At 33.9% G+C, this 24,806-nt stretch carries 23 protein-coding genes and 1 pseudogene; 16 read left to right on the top strand and 8 right to left on the bottom strand.

Going from position 1 to position 24,806, the window contains the following annotated elements; translation table 11 throughout:
• Nucleotides 1–325: 325 nt before the first annotated feature.
• The 4 genes from SB773_RS14670 (at nucleotide 326) to colA (ending at nucleotide 7,372) form a co-directional block, all read left to right on the top strand.
• Entirely contained in the window at nucleotides 326–1,492 is a 1,167-nt protein-coding gene (locus SB773_RS14670; protein WP_410590568.1) for a serine hydrolase domain-containing protein, read from the top strand.
• 368 nt (nucleotides 1,493–1,860) lie between these two features.
• Nucleotides 1,861–3,615 carry an adenine deaminase C-terminal domain-containing protein gene (locus tag SB773_RS14665; protein WP_410590566.1) on the top strand — a complete coding sequence of 585 codons (1,755 nt, stop codon included), beginning with the start codon at nucleotides 1,861–1,863 and terminating at the stop codon, nucleotides 3,613–3,615.
• Between the two features lie 113 nt (nucleotides 3,616–3,728).
• Nucleotides 3,729–4,235, top strand: a complete 507-nt coding sequence (locus SB773_RS14660; RefSeq protein WP_410590564.1) for a hypothetical protein — start codon at nucleotides 3,729–3,731, stop codon at nucleotides 4,233–4,235.
• Between the two features lie 500 nt (nucleotides 4,236–4,735).
• A complete protein-coding gene (gene colA / locus SB773_RS14655) occupies nucleotides 4,736–7,372 on the top strand; it encodes a collagenase ColA (protein ID WP_410590562.1) in 2,637 nt (878 codons plus the stop codon).
• Between the two features lie 217 nt (nucleotides 7,373–7,589).
• On the opposite strand, the gene SB773_RS14650 is transcribed toward colA, so the two are convergent.
• Nucleotides 7,590–8,969 (bottom strand): catalase, encoded by a 1,380-nt coding sequence (locus SB773_RS14650; protein WP_410590560.1) that lies wholly within the window; start codon nucleotides 8,967–8,969, stop codon nucleotides 7,590–7,592.
• Nucleotides 8,970–9,270: 301 nt separating this feature from the next.
• Between SB773_RS14650 and SB773_RS14645 the strand changes: the two genes are divergently transcribed.
• Together SB773_RS14645 and SB773_RS14640 are read left to right on the top strand one after the other, a co-directional pair.
• A complete protein-coding gene (locus tag SB773_RS14645; protein WP_088292127.1) occupies nucleotides 9,271–10,488 on the top strand; it encodes an aspartate aminotransferase family protein in 1,218 nt (405 codons plus the stop codon).
• A gap of 303 nt (nucleotides 10,489–10,791) precedes the next feature.
• The gene (locus SB773_RS14640) at nucleotides 10,792–12,243 is read left to right on the top strand and encodes an MFS transporter (RefSeq protein WP_012261183.1); all 1,452 of its coding nucleotides are present in this window, start codon (nucleotides 10,792–10,794) and stop codon (nucleotides 12,241–12,243) included.
• A 68-nt stretch (nucleotides 12,244–12,311) separates the two neighbouring features.
• Here the strand turns inward: SB773_RS14640 and SB773_RS14635 are convergent, their stop codons facing one another.
• From SB773_RS14635 to SB773_RS14625, 3 genes are read right to left on the bottom strand one after another with little or no spacing between them, the layout of a single operon-like run.
• Nucleotides 12,312–13,421: a DUF4018 domain-containing protein gene (locus SB773_RS14635; RefSeq protein WP_410590558.1), complete on the bottom strand. Its 1,110-nt coding sequence runs from the start codon at nucleotides 13,419–13,421 to the stop codon at nucleotides 12,312–12,314.
• Complete coding sequence (locus SB773_RS14630) at nucleotides 13,393–14,559, bottom strand: DUF58 domain-containing protein (RefSeq protein ID WP_410590556.1); 1,167 nt, start codon at nucleotides 14,557–14,559, stop codon at nucleotides 13,393–13,395. Before SB773_RS14630 ends, SB773_RS14635 begins: the two co-directional genes overlap by 29 nt.
• Nucleotides 14,556–15,485: an AAA family ATPase gene (locus tag SB773_RS14625; RefSeq protein WP_410590554.1), complete on the bottom strand. Its 930-nt coding sequence runs from the start codon at nucleotides 15,483–15,485 to the stop codon at nucleotides 14,556–14,558. The genes SB773_RS14630 and SB773_RS14625 overlap by 4 nt, the downstream gene beginning before the upstream one ends.
• Nucleotides 15,486–15,689: 204 nt before the next feature.
• Here SB773_RS14625 and SB773_RS14620 point away from each other — a divergent pair, with 204 nt between their 5' ends.
• Nucleotides 15,690–16,007 (top strand): PadR family transcriptional regulator, encoded by a 318-nt coding sequence (locus SB773_RS14620; protein ID WP_044438207.1) that lies wholly within the window; start codon nucleotides 15,690–15,692, stop codon nucleotides 16,005–16,007.
• Between the two features lie 7 nt (nucleotides 16,008–16,014).
• The gene (locus tag SB773_RS14615) at nucleotides 16,015–16,551 is read left to right on the top strand and encodes a DUF2812 domain-containing protein (RefSeq protein ID WP_410590552.1); all 537 of its coding nucleotides are present in this window, start codon (nucleotides 16,015–16,017) and stop codon (nucleotides 16,549–16,551) included.
• 104 nt (nucleotides 16,552–16,655) lie between these two features.
• Here SB773_RS14615 and SB773_RS14610 read toward each other — a convergent pair.
• Nucleotides 16,656–16,951: pseudogene (locus tag SB773_RS14610) on the bottom strand (hypothetical protein).
• A gap of 189 nt (nucleotides 16,952–17,140) precedes the next feature.
• Here SB773_RS14610 and tnpB point away from each other — a divergent pair.
• Complete coding sequence (gene tnpB, locus SB773_RS14605; protein ID WP_410590550.1) at nucleotides 17,141–18,262, top strand: IS200/IS605 family element RNA-guided endonuclease TnpB; 1,122 nt, start codon at nucleotides 17,141–17,143, stop codon at nucleotides 18,260–18,262.
• Nucleotides 18,263–18,469: 207 nt separating this feature from the next.
• Here the strand turns inward: tnpB and SB773_RS14600 are convergent, their stop codons facing one another.
• Nucleotides 18,470–18,718 carry a hypothetical protein gene (locus SB773_RS14600; protein WP_000433610.1) on the bottom strand — a complete coding sequence of 83 codons (249 nt, stop codon included), beginning with the start codon at nucleotides 18,716–18,718 and terminating at the stop codon, nucleotides 18,470–18,472.
• Between the two features lie 282 nt (nucleotides 18,719–19,000).
• Here SB773_RS14600 and SB773_RS14595 point away from each other — a divergent pair, with 282 nt between their 5' ends.
• From SB773_RS14595 to SB773_RS14580, 4 genes are read left to right on the top strand one after another with little or no spacing between them, the layout of a single operon-like run.
• Nucleotides 19,001–19,384, top strand: coding sequence for a VOC family protein (locus SB773_RS14595; RefSeq protein WP_002084828.1), 384 nt, complete (start codon nucleotides 19,001–19,003; stop codon nucleotides 19,382–19,384).
• A 15-nt stretch (nucleotides 19,385–19,399) separates the two neighbouring features.
• Nucleotides 19,400–19,942, top strand: a complete 543-nt coding sequence (locus SB773_RS14590; protein WP_410590547.1) for a GNAT family N-acetyltransferase — start codon at nucleotides 19,400–19,402, stop codon at nucleotides 19,940–19,942.
• On the top strand, nucleotides 19,942–20,526 hold the full coding sequence (locus SB773_RS14585) for a kinase (RefSeq protein WP_410590620.1): 585 nt from the start codon (nucleotides 19,942–19,944) through the stop codon (nucleotides 20,524–20,526). Before SB773_RS14590 ends, SB773_RS14585 begins: the two co-directional genes overlap by 1 nt.
• A 40-nt stretch (nucleotides 20,527–20,566) precedes the next feature.
• The gene (locus SB773_RS14580; RefSeq protein WP_002190010.1) at nucleotides 20,567–20,878 is read left to right on the top strand and encodes a hypothetical protein; all 312 of its coding nucleotides are present in this window, start codon (nucleotides 20,567–20,569) and stop codon (nucleotides 20,876–20,878) included.
• Between the two features lie 42 nt (nucleotides 20,879–20,920).
• Here SB773_RS14580 and SB773_RS14575 read toward each other — a convergent pair whose 3' ends face one another.
• Entirely contained in the window at nucleotides 20,921–21,136 is a 216-nt protein-coding gene (locus SB773_RS14575; protein ID WP_000974615.1) for a helix-turn-helix domain-containing protein, read from the bottom strand.
• A gap of 10 nt (nucleotides 21,137–21,146) precedes the next feature.
• Nucleotides 21,147–21,629 (bottom strand): DUF2975 domain-containing protein, encoded by a 483-nt coding sequence (locus tag SB773_RS14570; protein ID WP_289404097.1) that lies wholly within the window; start codon nucleotides 21,627–21,629, stop codon nucleotides 21,147–21,149.
• Between the two features lie 507 nt (nucleotides 21,630–22,136).
• Here SB773_RS14570 and SB773_RS14565 point away from each other — a divergent pair.
• From SB773_RS14565 to SB773_RS14555, 3 genes are all read left to right on the top strand, one after another.
• A complete protein-coding gene (locus SB773_RS14565) occupies nucleotides 22,137–22,925 on the top strand; it encodes a DeoR/GlpR family DNA-binding transcription regulator (protein ID WP_107886701.1) in 789 nt (262 codons plus the stop codon).
• A gap of 161 nt (nucleotides 22,926–23,086) precedes the next feature.
• Nucleotides 23,087–23,953, top strand: a complete 867-nt coding sequence (locus SB773_RS14560; protein WP_002200097.1) for a carbohydrate ABC transporter permease — start codon at nucleotides 23,087–23,089, stop codon at nucleotides 23,951–23,953.
• 10 nt (nucleotides 23,954–23,963) lie between these two features.
• Entirely contained in the window at nucleotides 23,964–24,782 is an 819-nt protein-coding gene (locus SB773_RS14555) for a carbohydrate ABC transporter permease (RefSeq protein ID WP_002110514.1), read from the top strand.
• Nucleotides 24,783–24,806 lie beyond the last annotated feature (24 nt).

Raw genomic sequence — 24,806 nt, 5'->3', positions numbered from 1 at the left:
TGAACTCCTTAAATTTATAAGATAATTCGATTGGGAAAAAGATATGTTACTGGAACAAACATATATGTACCTTTGAAACGAACACAATTAATGAATCATCTTAAAAATAATAAAGACGAGGTGAAATGAAAATAAGGGCAGTTAAGTGGCTGTCCTTATTTTATATGCCCTTTTTATTTTCATGCATAGCTCTTTCTCAGTTTATCGTATCAAAATTTGAACGTAAGTATTTCGTAAGGAATGGATAAGAAAAAAGAGAGTTTTATCATATAGGATTAAAGTATAACTTGAATTAATCCTATATTAATAGAGGAGAGGGAGCCTTATGAAAAAATGTAATTCAATTAAGTTAGCAAGTTTGGCAGTTTTATTAGCGGGTACTACTCTATTCACACCAGGTTTTACTGTGAAAGCAGAGTCTGTTCAAAATTTATCTAGTCCGTCACAATCACATGATCAAAAGAATCGGAATGGTTGGAAACAAGTAATGCAGGAAACAGTACAGCTTGGAACCCCAGGAATATTAGCGAAGACGTCTAACAATGGAAAGATTAGTAGTTATACTGCTGGCGTCGCGGATTTAAATACAAAGAAAACAATGAAATCGGATTATCGTTTTCGGATTGGGAGTGTGACGAAGACTTTTACCGCTACGACTGTTCTTCAATTAGTAGGAGAAAATCGCGTGCAACTTGACGATCCAATTGAAAAGTGGCTACCGGGTCTCATTCAAGGTAATGGGTATGATGGCAATCAAATTACGATACGTCAACTTTTGAATCATACGAGTGGTATAGCTGAATACTTAAAGTCAAAAGACGCTGATATTATGAATTCGAAAAAAACGTATACAGCAGAAGAAATAGTGAAAATAGGACTTTCTCTACCCCCAGATTTTTCGCCAGGTAAAGGATGGGCGTATTCAAACACAGGATACGTAATATTGGGAATGCTTATTGAAAAAATAAGTGGCAATAGTTATGCAGAAGAAATTGAAAAACGAATTATTGAACCTTTGGATCTGTCAAATACGTTTTTACCAGGGAATTCACCCGTTATTCCAGGAAAGGATCATGCTCGTGGGTATATGAAAATAGACGGAACAAGCGAGTTGAAAGACATAACGTATTATAATCCGAGTATAGCTAGTTCAGCTGGAGATATGATTTCTAATGCGGACGATTTAAATAAATTCTTTTCATCTTTACTTGGAGGTAAGTTACTGAAGGAAAAGCAGCTAAAAGAAATGCTTACTACAGTTCCTACAGGGATCAAAGAACTTGGCCATGGATATGGTCTTGGAATCTATGAGACTAAGCTTCCAAACGGTGTTTCAGTTTGGGGGCATACAGGAGGGATTCCTGGATTTACCACTTTTGCTGGGGGAGCAATTGGAGGCAAACATACATTGGCTATTAGTATTAACTCTTTAGGTGCGATTGATATTAATACGCAGTTTAATAAAATGATGCAAATTGAATTTAATAAATAGATGAAAAGAAAGCGAATGCGATCCTGCTTTAGTTGTAAATAAAAGAGATGCTTTTTAATTTCGCAGATAAGGACAGTATTAGCATTCATGGTATGGCAGCAATCAAGTATATGTAGAACATAAATACGGATACAAGTGTAATTCAATCTTATAGTTTAGTATAAAAAAGGATGTCGGTTATAAGACATCCTTTTTATTGAGGATCAAAGAGGTATGTTTATAAATTTTGAAAATTGTTATTTTTGTAATCATTCCATATAATAAAGGGTATAGGGGATATACAGGGGAGTTATGAATGGAGAATACTTTAGTTAGTTAATTATTTTTGTTTTAATAAATAAAAGTAAATTGATGTGGAGTGAAATACATTGGGACAAAATCAGTTTAGATGGAGTAACACACAATTACGAGAACATGTTGAAGTAATAGATGGCACAAGAAGCCCGCACATTTTATTCAAGAATGCAACATATTTAAATTCCTATATGCACGAGTGGGTGCAAGCAAATATTTGGATCTATGATGACCGCATTATATATGTAGGAGAAAAACTGCCAGAGCAACTACACGAATGTGAAGTCATTGATTGTGATGGAAAGTATGTAGTTCCTAGTTACATAGAACCGCATGCACATCCATATCAATTATATAATCCTGAAACTTTAGCAAATTATGCGATGCAGTTTGGGACAACGACTTTTATTAATGATAATTTAACTTTGTTTTTCACGTTACAACGTGAAGAAGCATTTCGTTTGTTAGATGAATTTAAAAAGATTCCAGCAAGTATGTATTGGTGGTGTCGTTTTGATGGACAGACTGAACTGCAAAATGGGGAATCTTTATTTAATAGTGAAGAAATAATGGAGTGGCTGAAGCATGAAGATGTTCTTCAGGGCGGCGAGTTAACAGCATGGCCAAAACTATTAAATGGCGATGATGAGATGTTAAATTGGGTACAGGAAACAAAGCGGTTACAGAAAAAAGTAGAAGGTCATTTTCCGGGAGCATCTGAATCAACGTTAGCGAAGTTAAAGTTACTAGGTACGGATTGCGATCATGAAGCGATGACGGGGCAGGAAGCATTAACACGTCTTATGCAAGGTTACACCGTTACTCTTAGAAACTCTTCTATCCGTCCAGATTTAGAAGTTTTACTGAAAGAATTGCTGGAATTAGGTGTCAAGAAATTTGATAGATTCATGTTCACAACAGATGGTTCACATCCGTCATTTTATGAAAACGGAATGACGAATAGGATGATAGAAATCGCGATAAAGCAAGGAATACCAGTAATTGATGCCTATAATATGGCAAGCTATAACATTGCTCGTTATTATAATATGGAGCATTTACACGGCGCGATCGCGACAGGAAGAATTGCAAATATTAATATTTTGGAAAGTAAAGAAAATCCGATTCCAATAAGTGTAATTGCAAAGGGGAAATGGATGAAGCGTGACGGAATAAACAAAAATGCATCATTACATATAGACTGGAGTAAATTCAAAGTAACTCCATTATCATTAGACTGGTCTTTAAAGAAAGAAGATATGATTTTTTCTGAAACAACAGGTATAAAATTATTAAATGATGTTATTTCAAAACCATATGTAACTGAAATCGACTTAAACGGTGAAGAACTTTCTATTGAGCATGATGAATGTTTCCTTATGATGATTGCTCGTGATGGCACTTGGCGAGTGAATACAGTTGTGAAAGGTTTTGCGAATGGATTAGGAGGTCTTGCTAGCTCTTATTCCGGTACAGGTGACATCATTCTTATTGGAAAAAGGAAAGAAGATATGCTTACAGCTTTTCATAGAGTAAAAGAGCTTGGCGGGGGAATGGTAATAGCGGAAAGAAATGAAGTGTTACACGAAATTGCATTACCATTGCTCGGGATTATGTCTAATTTGAAAATGAGTGAATTAATACAGAAAGAGAAAAAAATGGTGGAATTACTACAAGAGCGAGGATACACCTATAATGATCCAGCATTTACGATTTTATTCTTTTCTGCGACGCACTTGCCTTTTATACGGGTAACACCTATAGGATTATATGATGTGAAAAGTAGTAAGGTACTTGCTTCGCCGGAAAATTTAATAAACCAATATTAAAAGGAAAGGTCCTATAAAAAGTATATTTTATAGGACCTTTCACATTACTAGCATAAGAATATCTTAAGCCTCAAATAATATAGTATCTAAATTACTTGAAGTGATGTTTAAATATGAAAAAACTATTGTATGTTTTAAGTATATTTATTTTGTGTGTATCTATTCAACAGGTTGTACATTCTCAAACAGATGTACCAAGGCTTTCTTCGGATTGTCTGGAAGAAAGTAAAATACGTGATGAAAAGTATGTGAGAAATATAATGAAGGATATTCAATCCGCTTTTAATTTGAAGATTGATGAGAGTGGGTTTATGGAAGTCAGTAAAAGAGATTTAGACGCTGCGCACTTCATGTATGGTGGACGGGAAAATGATACTTATTATAATTCGTTAACTAAAGCTTTTGAAAGTGGTGGATATAGAGGAGAGCCTAGGTTGTTTGTAAAGCCGCTTGAAGCATTTTTACTTTATAAAGAAATAGACGATACAAATGTTATGAAACGCTTAAACCTTGAAAAAGGGGAGTGGATCGTTACCGAAACGAAAAAGAAGCCAGGAAAAATAGTGGAATACAAACCGTTACAATGTGAAAAAGATTATCTGAAAAAGAGAAATGAATAACAAAATACTTATTAATGCTGTTTTTATCCAACGATATTTTCTGTTGATTTGAAATAGGAAAAGGTAAATAAACATATTAGCTTTATGTAATATGTTTGTTTACCTTTTTTTGAGAGATTTAAAAATTTGGGATGTTGTTAGTTGAAAATTATTTACTGGCTAATGAACATAACATTCAATGAATTTATTCTTCATAAAAATTAGATTTTGTGTCAAAAGATTTATACAGTGCTGAACCATCTATGTATATTTTATTCTACAGTATTAATAAAAGAATGTTGGCTATTTATAAGAAATAGCATTGGCACAGTTTTTGCTTATATTAAATGTAAGGAAGGGGAATTGTATGTAAGGAATCTGTATTCGTAATAGTATAAAACAAGCTACTATTGCATCATTGATCATACTTGTATTTATAGCGGAACTGTAAATACATACAAATAAGTATGTTCTAGTTTTAATATTCTGAATTTTATTTAAAATAATTAGGGGGCAATGGTATGGTTAAATATTCGAAAATTTCTAAGCTGATTCTTGGTGTGGGACTAGTGACAATATCATGTAATGGTTTGCAAATTCAAGCAGAGACAAAAGAGAAAAATGTGAAGAGCGTATTACAAATGGAGCCGGTAGGAATACAAAAATCTGTTGATGAGTTGGCGCACTCTTCAACAGTACAAGAAAATGCATCTTTTACAAAACGGTTAAAGTTATCGGATTTATCGCAGCGTCCGCTAGCACCAAACAAGGATGTTAAACCGTTAGCTGAAGAAAAAAAGTATTCGATGGCTGAGTTAAATCAATTAAGTAACAAACAATTAACTGATCTTCTTGTGACAATTAATTGGTATCAAATTCCGGAATTATTTCAGTTTAATAGTGATAGTCTCAAATTCTATCAAGATGATAGCCGAATGCAAGCGATTATTAATAAACTAGCAGAACAAGGACAAGCTTATACGAAAGATGATTCAAAAGGGATTGAAACATTAGTAGAAGCTCTACGTGCAGCATTTTATTTAGGTTTTTACCATGATGAATTAAGCAAACTAAATGAGCGTAGCTACCATGATAAATGTTTACCGGCTTTAAAAACAATTGCAAAAAATCCGAATTTCAAACTTGGTACATCAGAACAAAATAAAGTTATTTCATCATATGGAAAATTAATTGGAAATGCATCGGCTGATGTTGAAACGGTTTTATATGCAGGTGAAATTTTTAAACAATATAACGATAATCTTGCAACTTTCATTGAAGACCGAACGAAAGGAGACGCTATTTATGAGTTGATGAAGGGAATTGACTTTGATATTCAGACGGATATGTACACGACTGGAAAAGAGCCAAAAGATACGATGTGGTATCGCAATATTGATAACTTTATTAATGAAGTAAATCGTTTTGCACTAATTGGCACTGTAACAAATAAAAACGGATGGTTAATTAATAATGGAATTTACTATGCTGGTCGATTAGGCAAGCTTTATAGTACACCAACAAAAGGCCAGCAAGTTGTTACAGAAGCGATGCGGATTTATCCACATTTAGGGGAGCAATATTTTGTTGCAGCAGAACAAATTACTACAAATTACGGAGGAGTAGATGCGAACGGAAAAACAATAAGTTTAGATCAAATTCGAGAAGAGGGTAAAAAGAAATATTTACCGAAAACGTATACGTTTGATGATGGAGCTATTGTCTTTAAAACAGGGGATAAAGTTAGCGAAGAGAAAATTAAACGTCTATACTGGGCTGCAAAAGAAGTACGCTCTCAATTTTATCGTACAGTTGGTAGTGATAAACCACTTGAAAGTGGACATGTTGATGATGTGTTAACGATGGTTATTTATAATAGTCCAGATGAATATCAATTTAACCGTCAATTGTATGGATATGAAACGAATAATGGTGGAATGTACATTGAAGGAACGGGAACTTTCTTTACATATGAGCGTACACCAGAGCAAAGTATTTATAGTTTGGAAGAATTGTTCCGCCATGAATTTACGCACTACTTACAGGGAAGATACGAGGTTCAGGGATTATGGGGCCAAGGGGAAATGTATCAAAATGAACGTTTAACATGGTTTGAAGAAGGGAATGCAGAGTTTTTTGCAGGTTCAACGCGATTAGATAGTGTAGTACCACGAAAAAGTATAATTGGTGGATTATCTTATGATCCTGCAAAACGTTATACAGCAGCACAAACATTAAATGCGAAGTATGGAACGTGGGATTTTTATAACTATTCGTTTGCATTGCAATCATATATGTACAATAACCGTCCTGAAATGTTCGATAAAGTGCATGATTTAATTCGTGCAAATGATGTTTCAAGTTACGACGCATATCGTTCTACATTAAGCAAAGATAATAAATTAAATGAAGACTATCAATCTTATATGCAAATGCTTATTGATAATCGCGATAAGTATACAATTCCACAAGTATCAGATGAGTACTTAGCGCAGCATGATCCAAAATCGATTTCGGATGTTACATCAGATATCACAAATGAAGCAAAGTTAAAAAATGTGAAAGTAACAAAAAATAAATCACAATTCTTTAATACATTTACACTACAGGGGACATATACAGGAAGTGCGGCAAAAGGAGAAATTGAGGACTGGAAAGTGATGAACCAAGCAACAAATGATATGTTGAAACGTCTTTCAGGAAAAGAGTGGACTGGTTATAAAACATTGACTGCTTATTTTGTAAATTACCGTGTTAATAATGCTGGACAATTTGAATATGATATTGTATTTAGCGGAGTGAATACGGAAGAAGGTACGGCTGTAGAAAAAGAACCGAATAATTCATTTGATACAGCGAATCCACTATCTTTGAACACTTTATTAAGAGGAAACTTAAGCGATCAAGATCAGGGGGATAAATTTGTTATCGATGTAAAGGATCAAAAAGATTTACAGATTTCTGTTACGAACGAACAAAACCTTGGAATGAACTGGGTATTATATTCTGAATCAGATCTAAATAATTATGTAGCTTATGCAACTAAACGTGATGGAAACAAATTGCTTGGAAATTATAATGCGAAGCCAGGGAAATATTACTTAAGTGTATATAAATATGGCGGGGGAACAGGGAATTATACAGTGGAAGTAAAATAGTTCACTATAGTTGGTTTGAGAGGCTGCTAGTTATATTTTTTAGCGAAGTAAAGTATTTAATGTTAAATATTAAACTACTTCAATATACCCCTGTTCTATAATTAGAACAGGGGTATATTGGTTTTATATTTTTAAATTATATAACCTCATTGGATTTTGACAAGAAAATAATTAATATAGATTTGAATTCTCATTCGTAAAGCATGTTTTAATCTTCTTAATGCTCTTTCATTTTTGTCCCAATGCTTGTTTTCAAATCAGTTGATACTTGATCGAAATACCCCAAAACTATCTTCCTAATATCATCGGATATAACGTTCAAATCACTAGCTAAATTTTCAGCAAGGTGTTCTTTCTCTATTTGTGTTAACTTTTCATAAAATTCACCAGCCTGCCCAAAGTCATCTTGCTTAGTTACAGAAGTTCTTTCAAGTGTGCCCTCAACATATCTTCCGTCACCGCTTGTTACTTGATTAGCAGGTGTCCAATCTTGCTGCTGGTTAATCGTTAATTTACGAAATTCAGGACCAATTCTTCGTCTTTGAGAATCGCTATAAATATTAGCGCGGCCTTGCAACATTTTATCGTCAGATAGTTCTGCACCATCTAGTAAATTAGAAGGAGAGAAGGCGACTTTTTCTACTTGTTCCATATAATTTTCAGGATTTTTATTTAATACCATTTTACCGACTGGTATGAGAGGGTACGCCTTTTCGTCCCATACTTTTGTATCATCTAAAGGATCATAAGAAAGATGTGCTTCATCTTTTGGATCCATGAGCTGGACGTATAAACCATACTCCACTGATTTACCAGCCTCAATTACATCATATAAATCTTTCCCACTATAATCCGGATTTTCAGCAGCTAGTTTATTAGCTTCCTCACTAGTAATGAATTGTACACCTTCAAAAGGATACCAATGATACTTTACGTACTTTCGATTGCCTTCAGCATTTCTCCAAACGTATGTATTTACACTATGTCCTGGAATGTGGCGAAGACTCTTTGCCGTACCGGCATCAGAGTATAAACGGACAACAAAATGAATTGATTCGGGTGCTCTAGCGACAAAACTCCAAAATCTATCCGGATCTATTAAGTTATTTTTAGGTGAAGGCAACAACGCTTTAATCGTTTCAGGGAAACGCATCGGATCACGAACAGAAAAGACAGGAATGTGATTACATAAAAGATCGAAAATGCCTTCTTTTGTATAAAATTTTGTAGAAAAGCCGCGTACATTTCTAGAAGTATCTGGTGTTCCTTTCGTACTAACAGCTAACGAAAACCGTACCATAACAGGAACTTTCTCATTTGAATGTTGTAAAAAACTCAGCTTTGTATGTTCAGACATCGGATATATCGTTTGAAAATAACCGAATGCCCCAAAACCTTTTACATGAACAGGTCTTTCTACAATTTTTTCATGAATAAATTCTTGTAACGTTTCGTGTAGTACACTATCTTGCTTGAGAACAGGTCCACGTGAACCGACAGTTTGAGAGTGAAGTTTAGCTGGTTCATTAAGTTCTCGATGTTTATTTAAGTCTTCTCCTAATAAAGATTGCCTCTGTTTATCATATTTTTCATTCATCGATATAGCCTCCAAATTTTTTTCGTCGATTGTTACTAAATATGATTCTTTAGTCTTGATTATGTATTACATACAAAGTTCAAAGTAGTAACATACCGCTAGATGAAAAAAACGTATATGTAGTGGACCTGTTGAAATAGAAGAAATTATGGAAAAATGAATATCGGAAAGAGAAATAACACGTTTTAGTAAAAAGGTGGAAGAGAACCACTATTAAAATTTCAATCTTAAAATTAATTTAAAAATGACTTTATAGATAATGAACATGAAAAATAGGGAAAATAATTAGGAGGAATTTAACATGTCGGATTGGTTTCAATTAGATAAAGAATATATGATGCCTACGTATTGTCGTACGGAGGTTGCGATAGAAAGAGGAGAAGGTTGTAAACTGTATGATGTGGAGGGTAAAGAGTATTTAGATATGTTTTCTGGTGTAGGGGTAAACGTATTAGGATACAATCATCCTAAAATTGTGCAAACGACCATGGAACAAGTTACGAAATCTCTGCATCTCCCATTTCATTTTTTAAACCCAGTTGCGATTGAGTATGCAAAGAAATTAGTTGATTGCTCTTTAAAAAATGGAAAAGTATTTTTTACAAACTCTGGTACGGAAGCGACAGAAACAACGTTAAAATTAATTGATAAATATAGAGCTAATACGCATGAGGAACGTGAAGGAATCGTAGTGCTGAAGAATAGCTTCCACGGGCGTACTTTAGGGGCACTTCATTTTACGAGACAAGCAAGTGTATATCAAAATTTCCCTAAAACATCGATTCCTGTATATGAAGTAGAGCGCGAGAATATAGAGCAATTAGAAGAAACAATTGTTAAAGAAAATCCAATTGCGATTATGCTAGAGCCTGTATTAGGTAGCGGGGGGATATACCCTTTATCAAGTGAATATTTACATGGTGTTCAAAACTTATGTGATAAATATAATGTCATTCTTATCGTTGATGAAGTACAAAGTGGTATGGGCAGAACTGGAAAACTATTTGCTTATCAAAATTTTAATATTACACCGGATATTATTCAAATAGGTAAAGGAGCAGGAGGCGGGATACCGCTTGGCGGAATTATTGTAGGTGAAAAGTTATGTGATGTATTTGCACCAGGAGATCACGGCACAACGTTTGCTCATTCTTCAATGGGAACGGCTTTAGGGTTAACGGTTTTAAATACATTGATTGACGATGGTTTAATGCAAGAAGCGTATGAAACATCACACTATCTAAATGATAAATTGCAAGAAATTCAGAAAGAAAATTCTTATTATATTCAGGAAGTACGTCATGCTGGAATGATGTTTGGAATTAGTTTGAATGATAAGAATGAAAATGTTAAGAAATTACAGGTGGAGCTAATGGAGAAAGGAATGTTAGTTGATGTTACACAAGGGAACATCATCCGTTTACTTCCTCCATATATAATTACTAAAGAAGAAATTGATGCATTTATTTATGAGTTTATCTCCTGTATTCATAGCTTATCAGCTATAGCGAGTGTTTAAAAAACTTTATAAAAAAGTACCTTATTTTTAATTCAAATAAGAAGAAAATAGGGGTGAAAAAAATAAATTTACGTATTAAAATAAAAAGCTGAAAAAGGTACTCGTATAGCGCCTTCTTCAGCTTTTTAAAATAGTAAATTACTTAACATAGGAAGCATCTCATTGGACAAATAATTAATTATATGAAACAATAATAACAGATAAGGAGACGTTGCTTTTCCTTAAGTGCTTCGTATTGAATTTATTCTAGTAAGAGAAGGTGTGCTTAAAGAAGTTAAATTAAATAAGGAGCTGTTTTACTATATGCAACAAAATAATGATTTAAATTTTGAACCTCAAGACGTTAATATTGTCAATTCTAAACAAGCGAAAAAAGCAGTTATTGCTACTGGCATTGGGAATGCAATGGAGTGGTTTGACTTTGGATTATACGCGTATTTAGCGGTAATTTTAAGTCAATTATTCTTCTCAGGTGTGGATAATAGTGGTTTGCAACTTGTACTTACATTTGGTACATTTGCAGCGGCCTTTCTCGTTCGACCAATCGGAGGTATTTTCTTTGGTAGAATAGGAGATAAGTATGGCCGAAAGATTGTTTTAAGTACAACTATTATTTTAATGGCACTTTCTACATTATTCATCGCATTACTACCAACCTATGAACAAATTGGTGTATGGGCACCAATACTACTTTTAATTGCTCGAATGATTCAAGGCTTCTCTACAGGCGGCGAATATTCAGGAGCGATGGTTTATATCGCAGAATCTTCTCCAGATAAAAAGCGTGGTATACTCGGTAGTGGTCTTGAAATTGGAACACTCTCAGGTTACATTGCTGCCTCGGTAATTGTTACCATTTTGACGTTATTATTAACAGATGAGCAAATGCTCAGCTGGGGATGGCGTATTCCTTTCTTAATTGCTGCACCAATCGGTTTGGTCGGTTTATATTTACGACGTCATTTAGATGAATCTCCAATCTTTCAAGAGATGGAAAAAGCACAAGAGGAATCTGAAGACAACGAACAATTTTCATTTATGGATATATTAAAATATCACAAAAAAGACTTCTTATTAAGCACAGTAATTGTTGCCTTCTTTAACATTACAAACTATATGATCCTTTCGTATATTCCTTCTTATTTAACACAAGTACTAAAAGTCAAAGAAACAACTGGCTTATTAATTATTTCAATCACGATGGCACTTATGATTCCACTGGCACTTTATTTCGGTAAATTAAGTGATAAAGTAGGTAATAAACGCGTAGTGCAAATTGGTTTACTTGGTTTAGCATTATGTTCAATTCCAGCATTTTTATTAATTGGTAACGGACATATTGTAGCCATGTTTGCGGGTATTTTTATTTTAGGTTTCTTCCTTAGTGTATATGAAGGAACATTGCCTTCGTTATTACCAGCACTCTTTTTCACCGATGTACGTTATCGTGCGCTTTCTATCTCCTTTAATATTTCTGTATCTATATTTGGCGGGACGACACCGCTTGTATGTTCATACTTAGTTCATGCTACTGGTAATCCACTGGCACCAGCATTTTATTTAACAGGTGTAAGTGTAATTGGATTAATTGTGTTTAGTGTACTGTTTGTCACAACATCAGGACGTGCACTAAAAGGTTCTTACCCTACTGTAGAATCGAAAAAAGAAGCACATCAAATTGCTAAAGAGGATCCTGAAGAAACACTTTGGTGGCATGAAGAATCTTTAGAAATTGAAGCAGGAAAAAAAGCATAATTTGTGAAAAGCAACGTGGACTTTTACACAAAAAGACTCCTAGTTTAATAGGAGTCTTTTTGTATACATCATTTTCTCTTCTTCTTTAAACTCTTCTGATACGCATAAAGCTTATGAACCTCTTCCTTAAATTCATGCAGAAGTATAGTATCTTCGCGATTTGAATAACGTACTGCATTATACGCATCTATAATAATATGACTCTTAATATTTACATCTTCTTCATGTTTTATTCTTTCTAACCAAGCCTCAACAGTTTCTCCTCGTTCACGGTTTAAAGGAGGGGATAGTTTACTCTCCAGTTTGAAAATTTCTCTTCGAATTTCGTTATGTGGTGGTTTATTCCGCTTCATTCGTTTTTGACTAATTCCTTCTTTATCAGTAATGATTGTAGATTCAAAGACAGGCATATTTGGTAAACTTAAATGTTTTCGTTTTTTTACTATTTTCCAAACGACATAAATAGCGATAGTTGTGCAGACCAATATTGTAATGCTATTTATGAGTATTGGGTCAAAATCAGGAAGTTTTTTCCCGTCTTCAATTCGTGGTTTTAAGAGATGTCCTTTATTTGCCCAAACACCTTCAGTATCTTTTGCTTCCGCTGCTTTAATTAATGGTATTAGAGCATAGCCGACTCCTAATGCGATAACTTCCGTCATAAAACCAAAAATAAGTCGAATAAAAGGAAACACTTGAACAATTAATATACTTATTACGCCAATCGTAATAATAGAAGCAAAACGTAATAGTTGTTGTTTGCGATTTGCCCCGGTTAGCCAAAATGTAATCATAAGATGTAAGGCTAACATTAATAATTTCCATAACGGTGGAAAGGGTGCATAAAATATAGCTGAAACGACAAACCATACAATACCACCTAGCGATTTTTGAACTGGATATCCAGGTCCGACCGCTTGTACGATAAAGAAAAATAGTGGTAATATGATTGTGCCAAAAAGAGAAAAAGGTAGAAATAAAGAAAAACCGACTATTTGAAGAACTAACAGTATTACAAATCCTGTTGTTTTTTTCTTCATTAATTTATGAATAAGAAATACTCCTACATAGCCTGTTGTTAAAAATATAGCAATACCAATTAGTTCATCTCTTTCTGTTAATAATGAAAGCAGGAGGAGCAGAATGAAATCATGAATGTGATATAGCCAAGTTTTCAACTGGTTCCACCATCCCTTCATTATTAATGAGAAACGTAGGTTGTGTTAGAAGAGGAAGCTCATTCTTCTGCAAACCAATGTATATCATTGTAGACGAGCGCTCCCTCTTTCTCGTTACATAGTGAAGAAATCCTTGTTTCGGAAGTAGCGTACTATCATCTGAAATACGTGCCAATTCCTCTAATGCCTTCCCGTAATGCGCTTGTCCTTCGTTTAATGGTAAGTGCAGAGGGCCACCTTCTGCTAATACACTAATAAACAATTCAAACGGTATTTGATGCTTCGTTGCGTATTGGCAAATGTATGTGGTAAATGAAATAAGGTCTTCTATATTCTCTTTCCAACCGAATCCTCGATCAGCAGCTAAAGAAAGACAAATCGTCCAACTATAATTTTTTACAGGCTCATATTGCTTTGCTTGTAATTCCTGCATTTTAGCAGATGCTTTCCAATGGATAGAGCGGAAAGACTCACGTTCATATCTTTTTACACCGATAATAGATGTTTCATCATTGTAAAAAGAGAAATTCGTTCGATAAGAACCGTTTAATAGTTGCTGAAGTTCTTGCAAACCGGCTACCTCTTTAGGTGAAGGATACACAATAATTTCAGTTCTTAATTTATCAAAGACAGGTAAATGTACAGTTAAAAGATGAAAAGGATCTTTTAATACACATTCGAACTGTTCAATTTGAAATACACCACGCTTCGTTGCAGTTAATGTTAAATCCCATTTTTGCGCCGAATGGGCAGGTTGAGAAAATGGGAAAGAAAATAACGTTTTTGATATTTGTTCAATCCCTTGATCCTTATGCGGTATAAGGGACGAATTTAAATGGAAATAACAAACACCATTAACGAGTGGTATATTTGCCCCATTTTTTAAATGAATAAAAAACTGTCCAGATTCATCAGGGAAAAGCCGAGTTGTTTGTTTTTCATTTATAACTTGAAATCTTTTCTCTATGTAAGCGACATATTTATAAATGAAAATCGCAAATAAATAGTAGAAGAAAAAGAGAAACATAATAATTCGTTGCGGCAGAAAAAATGTAAAAAGTAAAGCGATGGGCACAGTTAATTGAATAATATGGAGTTGAAAAAATAAAGGTACAGTTACAACGCGCTGTCCATTCATGCTTGCTCTATCTCCACAGGTACGTCAACTTCTTTTAATATCCTTTGCATTAATTCATTTTTTGTCGTACGTAAAGCTCCTTCCATTGACAAGACGATACGATGATTCCAAATGGAAGGAACTAAAAATTGTATATCTTCAGGCGTGCAATATTCTCTGCCGCGTAAAAAGGCTAGTGCTTGAACTGCGCGTACTAAAGCTAATGTGGCACGCGGGCTTACACCGTTAGCAATGTAATCGTGATTTCGAGTAGCTTGCGCAAGTTTAATAATGTAGTGTTCTAGCGCCTCTGATACAAATACTTCTTTCACTTGTTTCTGCGTCTCTAAAATGTCTTCTAAAGAAATAACAGATTTGACGCTTTCTAGTGGTGCATTGTTACGAAAACGACGCATCATTTTTAACTCATCTTCAGGAGACGGATAGCCAATTGAAATCGTCATTAAAAAGCGATCAAGCTGTGCATCTGGAAGAGGGAAAGTTCCTTGTGATTCAATCGGGTTTTGCGTCGCAATAACAAAAAACGGTTTCGGAAGAGGAGTAGACTGCTTTTCAAGCGTTACTTGCCGTTCTTCCATCGCTTCTAACAAACTAGACTGTGTTCTCGGCATCGCACGGTTAATTTCATCCGCAAGTAATATGTTTGTCACGACTGGTCCAAGCCTTAACTCGAATTCACTAGTTTTCGGATTGAAATATTCAATACCTGTTACATCACTCGGAAGTACATCAGGGGTAAATTGAACGCGAGAAAAATTACCACCAATGCTTTTAGAAATTGTTTTTGCTAGTAATGTTTTTCCAGTACCAGGTACGTCTTCAAGCAGTACATGTCCATCAGCAAGCAGTGAAACGAGGAGTAAATCAATTACATTTTCCTTACCGACAAAAACAGATCCTATGTTTTCTTTTAATTTATTTATCATATGTATCATTCCTTTCAAAATAAAAGTGGATATTTCTATATTTTAACAAATTATTCAGAAAATTGGTATGATTTTTTAATCTGAAGAAATAGATATTTAATTTTAATATTACACTTGTATATTTTGGAATATGATTATACAATATCGTTATACGATGTATCGTAAGTCGATATATCATGAAGCGATGTATCGGAGGTAGTTATAATGAATGCGAAAGCGCAAAAATACATTCCATTAACTGAGGCGACATATTACATATTGTTGTCACTTGTAAAGCCAATGCATGGTTATGGAATTATGCAAATGGTAGGAGAGATGACAAATGGGGAAGTAAAGCTCGGTCCTGGTACTTTATACGGGAATACTACGAAGTTATTAAAAGAGAAATTGATTGTTGAAGTTGCCTCTACAGACAGAAAGAAGTGCTATGAGTTAACACCGTTTGGGAGAGAAGTGTTAGAGCTAGAGTATAACAGGTTACAGAGATCTGTAAGGAATGGAAACAGTATATTAGGGGAGTGAATGGAAGATGGAGACAAAAAGGGTATTTAAATTTTACGCGGGATGGAGTTTAGAAAAAGAAGAAGCGTTTTTAAGAAAAATGCATCAAAAAGGTTGGGCATTACAAAAATATAATATAATGTATACGTTTAAGAAAACTGAGCCGAAAGATGTAATATATAAAGCAGATTTTAGATTGGATTATAAAGATTCAAAAGAAAAACAAAAAGAGTATATTGATATATATGAAATGTGTGGGTGGAAACATGTAACGAGTTTTGCGAAATGGAATTATTTTTGTAAAGAGGTAGAAGATGATAATGAGTTACCTGACATTTACTCAGAAAAAGAGACGAAGGTACAAAAAATGAAGGAATTACTACAATTTTTTGCATTTATTTCAATAACTATATTACCCTCAATGTATAATGCATTTTTAAGTTCAACAGAATCAAGAGTGCCAATTTGGGCGAAAGTTATGCTGGGGTTTGTTGGCTGTATGTATATGTATCTCTTTATAAGGCTCTCTTGGAAAATTAAGAAATTGAAAAACGAAATATTATAACAAAGAGTGGATTTTTAAAGAAGATGATTATTGGAATCATCTTCTTTAATTTTTATGTAATTCTATTTTGTTCGTTCTTTTTTACACAATAAAAAACTATATATTTAAGGCATAGAATTAGCAGTTACAAAGTAATCCCAGTAACAATACCTAAAAAAATCATAAATGAAGAAGAAACGATTAATAATAATGAACTACCTATTAATACAATTTTATTAGTGTTCTGATGTTTAAAGTGGTAATAAAGTAAAAAGCCGCAAACAGTAGAAACAATCCATATAGGTAGATCGTAAGGAGTTGTTATCTTCTTCCAATCGAAAATCCAAAAGTAGAGTATGATCATGTGGCAAACTAATAGTAGTAATGCGGATGGAATCATTAATCTGTTATTAAATATCATTTATCATTTTAGCCAAGAAGACTCCTTCCTCAAGGAACGCGAAGTGAGTAGGTGGGAGATGAATTGGCTTCGGACAAGGGATGGCAGAAAGCCATATTAATTGTTCGACATACATAAACTGTTACTTCACTATCCACCGAATGTATGTTTGTTATATAATAGAACTATATCGAAATGGGGGTGAAATGAATGATGATCAATAAAGCATATAAATTTCGTATCTATCCAAATAAATCACAAGCGACACTAATCAATAAAACGATTGGTTGTTCTCGTTTTGTATTCAATCACTTCCTATCTCTATGGGATCATGCATATAAAGAAACAGGAAAAGGTTTGACATATGGGACATGCTCTGCCAAACTTCCTGCCTTGAAGAAAGAGTTTGTTTGGCTAAAAGAAGTGGATAGTATTGCGATTCAGTCGTCTGTTCGCAACCTTGCGGATGCTTATACACGCTTTTTCAAAAAACAAAACAGTGCCCCGCGTTTCAAATCTAAGAAGAACAACGTACAATCTTACACCACAAAACAAACAAATGAAAACATTGCCGTTGTAGGAAACAAAATGAAATTGCCAAAACTAGGTCTTGTTCGATTTGCCAAAAGTCGTGAAGTAAAGGGACGTATTTTAAATGCTACGGTTAGACGGAACCCTTCTGGTAGATACTTTGTGTCATTGTTAGTTGAAACAGAAGTGCAAGAACTTCCGAAAACAAATTCTTACATTGGAATGGATGTGGGACTAAAAGATTTCGCCATTTTGTCAGATGGAACAACCTATAAAAATCCGAAGTTTTTTCGATCGTTAGAAGAGAAGTTGGCAAAAGCACAGCGTGTTCTTTCTAGAAGAATGAAAGGATCTTCTCGCTGGAATAAACAACGAGTAAAAGTAGCTAGAATTCATGAATACATGGCAAATGCTAGAAAAGATTACTTGGAAAAAATCTCGACTGAAATCATCAAAAACCACGATGTTATTGGTATAGAGGATTTGCAAGTATCGAATATGTTAAAGAATCATAAGTTAGCAAAAGCGATTAGTGAGGTATCATGGTCACAATTTCGAACCATGTTGGAATATAAGGCAAAATGGTACGGCAAACAAATCATTGTCGTATCGAAAACATTTGCTTCAAGCCAATTATGTTCTTGTTGTGGATATCAAAACAAAGACGTTAAAAATCTAAACCTACGTAAATGGGATTGCCCTTCTTGTCATACACATCATGATAGGGATATTAACGCAAGTATCAATCTAAAGAATGAAGCAATAAGGCTTCTAACCGCAAGGACTGCGGGGTTAGCCTAATAAATTAGAGTTCGATAGAACTCTTTACTTAGGAATCCCCCACTTCTAAACGAAGTGAAAGTGGGGGTAGTTCAATTCACCTCTCTTATGTAAATATTACCAGAAGAGTATGGAGTTTAAAATAAGGAAGAAATACGTTTTGTACTACCTCATTAAAAGGAAAAATCCCTTAAAGAAAATCTATTTCTATAAGGGATAGTAATGATTTTATGAGAAAGACTGATTTTGCGCAGGTTTTATAAATTGTTCTGGGTTTTCAACAAGCCCACATACAGCACATTGGACGCGGTAAGTAGGTCCTTGATAAGCCATATGAAAAGCGTTCATCGTTTCATTTGTGTATTCTTCTTCTACTTGACCAGTTTGTGGATTTAACTTTACTGGTTTTACTTGTTGCTCAAGAATATTAAAGCGCGTTCGGTTCGTTTTACAGCTTGGACATAGCATTGGTTCCATATGTATACACCTCCATTTGTAGCATTTCTTAAGCGGTATGATTTTATGCAAGTAAAAAAACTTTCTCAATATAAATAGGTGTTTATTATATTTAAAATTCAGAAAAAATAAAATATAATAAATGTAAGAACTGGTTATGTCCAAACCAAATCTCCTGTTTTATGCCAATAAGCTGGGGGGCCGAGAAATCGGCCTCATTTTTTTGTGCTCATCTCAATAAGGTACAAGGTTTTTAAAAACATTTGTCGAATTTTTAGAGGTGAAGGTAAAGGGGGAATAATTATGAACTTAAAAATGAAATACATTATTTTATATGTAGAAAAGTTTGAGCAATGTCTTCAGTTTTATAAAGAAATTTTAAGATTGCCAATAAGAGCAGAGCACGGTACATATATTGAATTTGAAACAGGAGCAACAATTTTAGCGATGAATACACGAGAGGATGTTAAGGAGTTAACGGGACTACCTCTTACAGAAGGTGTACTACAATCCTCTCATTTTGAGTTAGGGTTTGTTGTAGAGGATGTAAAGGAAACGATTGAGAAATTAAAAGAACAAGGGGTGAAAGTTCTAGTTGAGCCAATCGTAAAACCGTGGGGACAAACAATTGCTTACATTGCCGATCCAGACGGTAATTATATTGAAATTTGTAGTTCATTAGAATAGAAGGAGAAAAAGAGGATGGGGTTTCCAAAATTAGAGACAGAACGTTTACTATTAAGAGAACTTACACTGTTAGATGCAGAAACGATGTTCCATTATTTTTCAAAAGAATCCGTTATTCGTTATTTTGGGATGGATGCTTTCGAAAATATTGAGCAAGCGAAAACGACAATTCAAACGTTTAGAAAGCGTAATGAAGAGGGAAGCGTATTTCGCTGGGGAATAGAGAAGAAAGGAACGGATCAATTAATTGGTACGTGTGGATTTCATTTAATTAACAATCATCATAAACGGGCTGAAATTGGTTATGAGCTAGATGATACATATTGGGGGCAAGGATACGCAACAGAGGCACTGCAAGCAATACTAGCTTACGGATTTGAAACGTTGCACTTTATAAGAATTGCAGCTGTCGTATATATAGAAAATGAAGCTTCCCGTAATTTATTAAAAAAAATCGGATTTCAAGAAGAAGGATTACTTCGGAAATATATGATTCAAAATGATGTTGCTCATGACACGGTCGTTTATTCATTATTAAAAGAAGATTGGCAAAAGTAATGAGCACAAATGAAATAATGAAGGTTATTAAGGGACATAAAGATAAGCAATTTATAATAGGTATAGACGGACTAAGTCGTTCGGGTAAAACAACATTGGTTAAAAAATTAGAAGGAAATATGAAACGAAATGGAATTCCGTTTCATATTTTTCATATTGACGATCATATTACCGAGCGTAACAAGCGATATAATACTGGATTTGAAGAGTGGTATGAGTATTACAACTTTCAATGGGATATCGATTGGTTGCTGCGAAACCTTTTTCAAAAGTTACAAAGCGCTATTGAATTAGAATTACCTTTTTATCATGATGAAACAGACTCATGTGAAATGAAAGAAATACAGCTTCCTTTAGTAGGTGTAATAATTATAGAAGGAGTTTTTCTGCAGCGAAAAGAATGGAGAGATTTTTTTCATTATATGGTGTATTTGGATTGTTCAAGAGAGACAAGGTTTCTACGTGAAAGTCCAGAAACGCAGAAGAATCTTTCAAAATTTCAAAGTAGGTATTGGAAAGCTGAGGAGTATTATTGGGAAGCGGAATCACCGAGGGATAGGGCGGATTTAGTAGTTACAAAATGAAGCTAAGTATAAAGAAGTGCATGAAAAATTTGATAGTAAGATGAAAACCGAAATAGTTCCCAAAAAGAAGTACAGTATAATAAGCTATATATCTTTACTCATCGGAATTATGTGTTTTTTATTCGTTTTTATAACTCCGACGAGAATAGCGAATGCGGGAAATATAGTTGGAGATTATGTAACGATTGCTCTTACAGGTGTAGGTATTATACTTTCAATAATCACAATGACGAAAAAAACAGAGAAGAAGGGGATAGCTATTATTTCATTAGTACTGTCCTCATCATTTTTTATATTTTGGATCATCGCAATTATTTTAGTTTTGACGGGTCAAGTTAGCTTCGCGCCGTAATGAGCAATAAAAAGAGTCCTTCATTAATAGAAGGACTCTTTTTTATTCGGTATCTTCAGGTTGATATTCTAAAATATCCCCAGGTTGGCATTCTAATGCTTTACAAATAGCATCTAAAGTTGTAATTCTAATTGCTTTTGCTTTTCCATTTTTTAATATAGAAAGGTTAGCCATTGTAATTCCAACCTTCTCCGAAAGCTCTGTTACACTCATTTTTCTTTTAGCTAACATTACATCAATATTAATTATTATTGCCATGTTATTCACCTCAGACCGTTAAATCATTTTCTGATTTTATATCTATCGCATCTTTTAAAAGTCTTTGGAGAACGGCAGCAAAGACTGCGATAACCATTGAAGCAAAGATTAGGAGCATGCCAAGTATAATAATACCTGGTGCATCAGCTCTCTCCGCCACAAGATAGAAGAGTGGCATGCCTGCAACATATAAAATACTAATTGTTACTGCGTAGTGTTTTATCTTCTTTAAAGCTCTAACAGATAATTTCGAGAAAGCGTTACCCTTGTCAATGAAGCTTACAAGTTTAAAAGCTTGATACAGAGCAAAATAAAAAGGTAGCACCGTTGCATACAGATTGATTAAAATAAGATATTTTATATATGCAATATCGGGATACAATTCCGCTGCATAATTCCCTATGTTAGGAACTAAAAATATACATAAAGCAAGAACAGGGATTCCAATCAGAATAATAGCTGTCTTTAAAAAGAGTGTTGATCCTTGTTTCATATAAAGCACCTCATTTAAATATTATCTATTTAATCTAACATGAAATTTATCGTTTAACAATAAACTTTTATTTATTTTAATCTTGTTTTTATTGTTAAGTAAATTTAAATTTTAGATGAAAATAAAAAGTACTACTCTTTATAAAAAAGGGCGCCAAACAAATAGACTTCCTGTAATAAAAAAGTATGGTGAATATGGTGATATATATCATTGTTCCTTTGACGAAATATAGTAAAGATAATCGTTCCTTCTTTCTGTAAATGATGTTATGTTAAAAGTAACGATTAAGTCTTTCTTATCCCGCTATTTGTGGGCGGTAAGACTCCCACCTCAAAATTCGGCTGGGCAAAGAAGTTAGGTAGGAATCGGGCTGCTCGTAAAAGCCCGATTGGTGTGGGCTAATAATCAGTGGGGAATGAACAAAACCCCCACTGATTAAAGTTTCACTTTATAATAAGAGTTTTTAGAAAATCAATATTTTACGTAATTTGACGAGGTGTTAATGAAATGAAATCGTACACACAATTTGAACGAAGAAAACACATACTAGATGAGTTAGAAAAGTACAACCGGGTTATGGTGAATGATTTAGCGAAGGTATTAAATGTTACAACAGAAACGATACGAAGAGATTTAGATATGTTGCACAAGGAAGGGCAGCTTACGAAAATACATGGTGGTGCAATTAAGAAAAAAGATCAGACACTAGAATTTCATTTTAATAAGCGCCGAGCTGAAAATATTGAAGAAAAACGAAAAATTGCAATGGAAGCAAGTAAACTCGTAGAAGATAATGATATTATCGCAATTGAAATTGGGACAACCACAATGCAAATTTTGGATTACATACACGATAAAAAGAATTTGACGATTTTAACAAACTCGATACCAGCTGTAAATAAAATTATTGAGCTTAAAGAACAATATGATTCCTTTGATTGCAGGTTAATAGTCATTGGAGGAATATTGAATACAAATTCATTAGCATTGTCTGGAGAAATGACGTTAAACTATCTTGACCATTTCACTGTTAATAAGTTATTTGCTTCGTGTGATGGAATTTCTTTAGAAAAGGAACTAACATGTTCGTATATTGAAGATGCACAAATATATAAGCAGTTAAAGCATAATGCAAAACAAGTTGTAATGATGGTAGATGAGTCAAAGTTTAATTTAACAAAGTTTTATAAAAGCGGGAATTTTAGTGATATAGATGCATTATATACAAACGCTAAGCTCGATGAGGCGTGGCAAAATGTGTTAACAAGTAATGGGGTAGAAGTAATAACAGTATAGAAAAACAAAAAGAAGACTATTTCTTAGTAAGTTGAGAAATAGTCTTCTTTTGTTTATGTGTTGTTTTATTTTGTTTATTTGTTGTTTTTACAATTAGTTAACAAATTAACAACATTGTGTTAATAATATACTCGTACAATATGAATTAGGAGGTGGCAAGAATGCAAATAAAACTATCAAAAGCTGTGTTCTTTTTGATACCAGTTGGAATACCTCTAATATTATTTTGGATTATTCCGAATTTCATTAGTTTAGGTATTAGTTTTACTGATTGGGATTTTATGACGAATGATTTTAATTTTGTTGGTTTAGAAAACTATTTCAATTTATTTACACAAGATTCTTTTATGCAAGCATTGCTAAATACGTTTTATTTCGGAATTGGAACAGTGATTCCAACGATTGCATTAGGTTTAGGATTCGCATTATTCTTCCGAAAAAAATTCAAAGGTTCTGCATTGTACCAATTAATGATCTTTTCACCTTGGGTAACGCCAACAATAGCTGTATCCATTGTGTGGTCACTCTTATATGAACCTCAATTTGGAGTTATTAATAAAGTTCTAAACTTTTTCGGGATACCAGGTTTGGACTGGCTTCAAAGTAGTCAAACAGCGATGTTAGCAGTCATTATTGTGACAGTTTGGAAATTAGTTGGTTGGACGATGATCTTCTATATCGGCGCATTAGAGAAAGTTCCAGATAGTTTATATGAAGCAGCTAGTATTGATGGAGCAAATTCATGGCAGAAATTTCGATATGTAACACTGCCTATGGTTTCATCAACAACGTTCTTCTTAGTTGTTGTCAATACAATTTCTTCAGTGCAGGCTTACGATCAAATAAAAATTTTAACACAAGGTGGACCTAGTGGTTCGACGCGTACGTTACTTTATTTATTCTTCCAACAAGGGTTTGAACAATTTGATATGGGATCTGCAACAGCAATCGCATTTATCATACTAATCATTACAATACTACTATCTGTTATAAACAAAATAATAGGTGACAAGTGGGTGAACTATTAAGGTGAATAATATGAAAAAAGGTCCATTAATCGTAAAGCATCTCTTTCTAGCATTATCAAGTATACTATTTATTTTTCCATTCATATGGATGGTGCTTGGTTCGTTTAAAACATCTAGTGAAGTATTACAAGGAGGTTTTTGGCCTAAAGAATTTCACTGGGAAAATTATCAGCAAGTATTAGATATACTTCCATTTAGCACATATTTATTTAATAGTTTCTATACTTCTTTCATCATTACTATATATGTACTTGTTTCGTCAGCGCTTTTTGCTTATATGTTGGCATTTTATAAGTTTAAAGGCAAGAATATTACGTTTAGTGTTGTGATGGCAACCTATATGATCCCTGGAGCTGTATCGTATGTTCCTGTATATGTAATGTTAGGGAAATTTGGTTTGCTTGATTCACATTTTGGATACATGATTTCTATGGCTGTTAGCGTATTCGGTATTTTCTATTTGAAACAAACGTTCCACAAAGTTGGTTTTGAAATAGTAGAAGCAGCCAAAATTGATGGAGCGAGTGATTGGCGTATTCTTTGGAAGATTATTTTTCCAATGACACGATCATCATTTGTAACATTAGGATTGGTCACATTTATTGGTAACTATAATAATTACATTTGGCCAGCTCTTATTTTGAAAGATAATACACAAAAGTTAATTACGAATGGAATTGCTGATTATTTCATTAATAGTTCTTTAGGACGAGATTGGTCACACATTATGGTTGCAAGTACAATCGCAACGGTGCCGCTCTTAATCGTATTTTTAATTCTACAAAAATGGTTCTTATCTGGTGTTACTGATTCAGGAATAAAGGGGTAATTAAATATTAAAGGAGATATGTGG

Source organism: Bacillus sp. SIMBA_074, assembly GCF_046534555.1.
GTDB lineage: Bacteria > Bacillota > Bacilli > Bacillales > Bacillaceae_G > Bacillus_A > Bacillus_A mycoides.
This window is presented reverse-complemented; position numbering and strand designations above follow the sequence as displayed.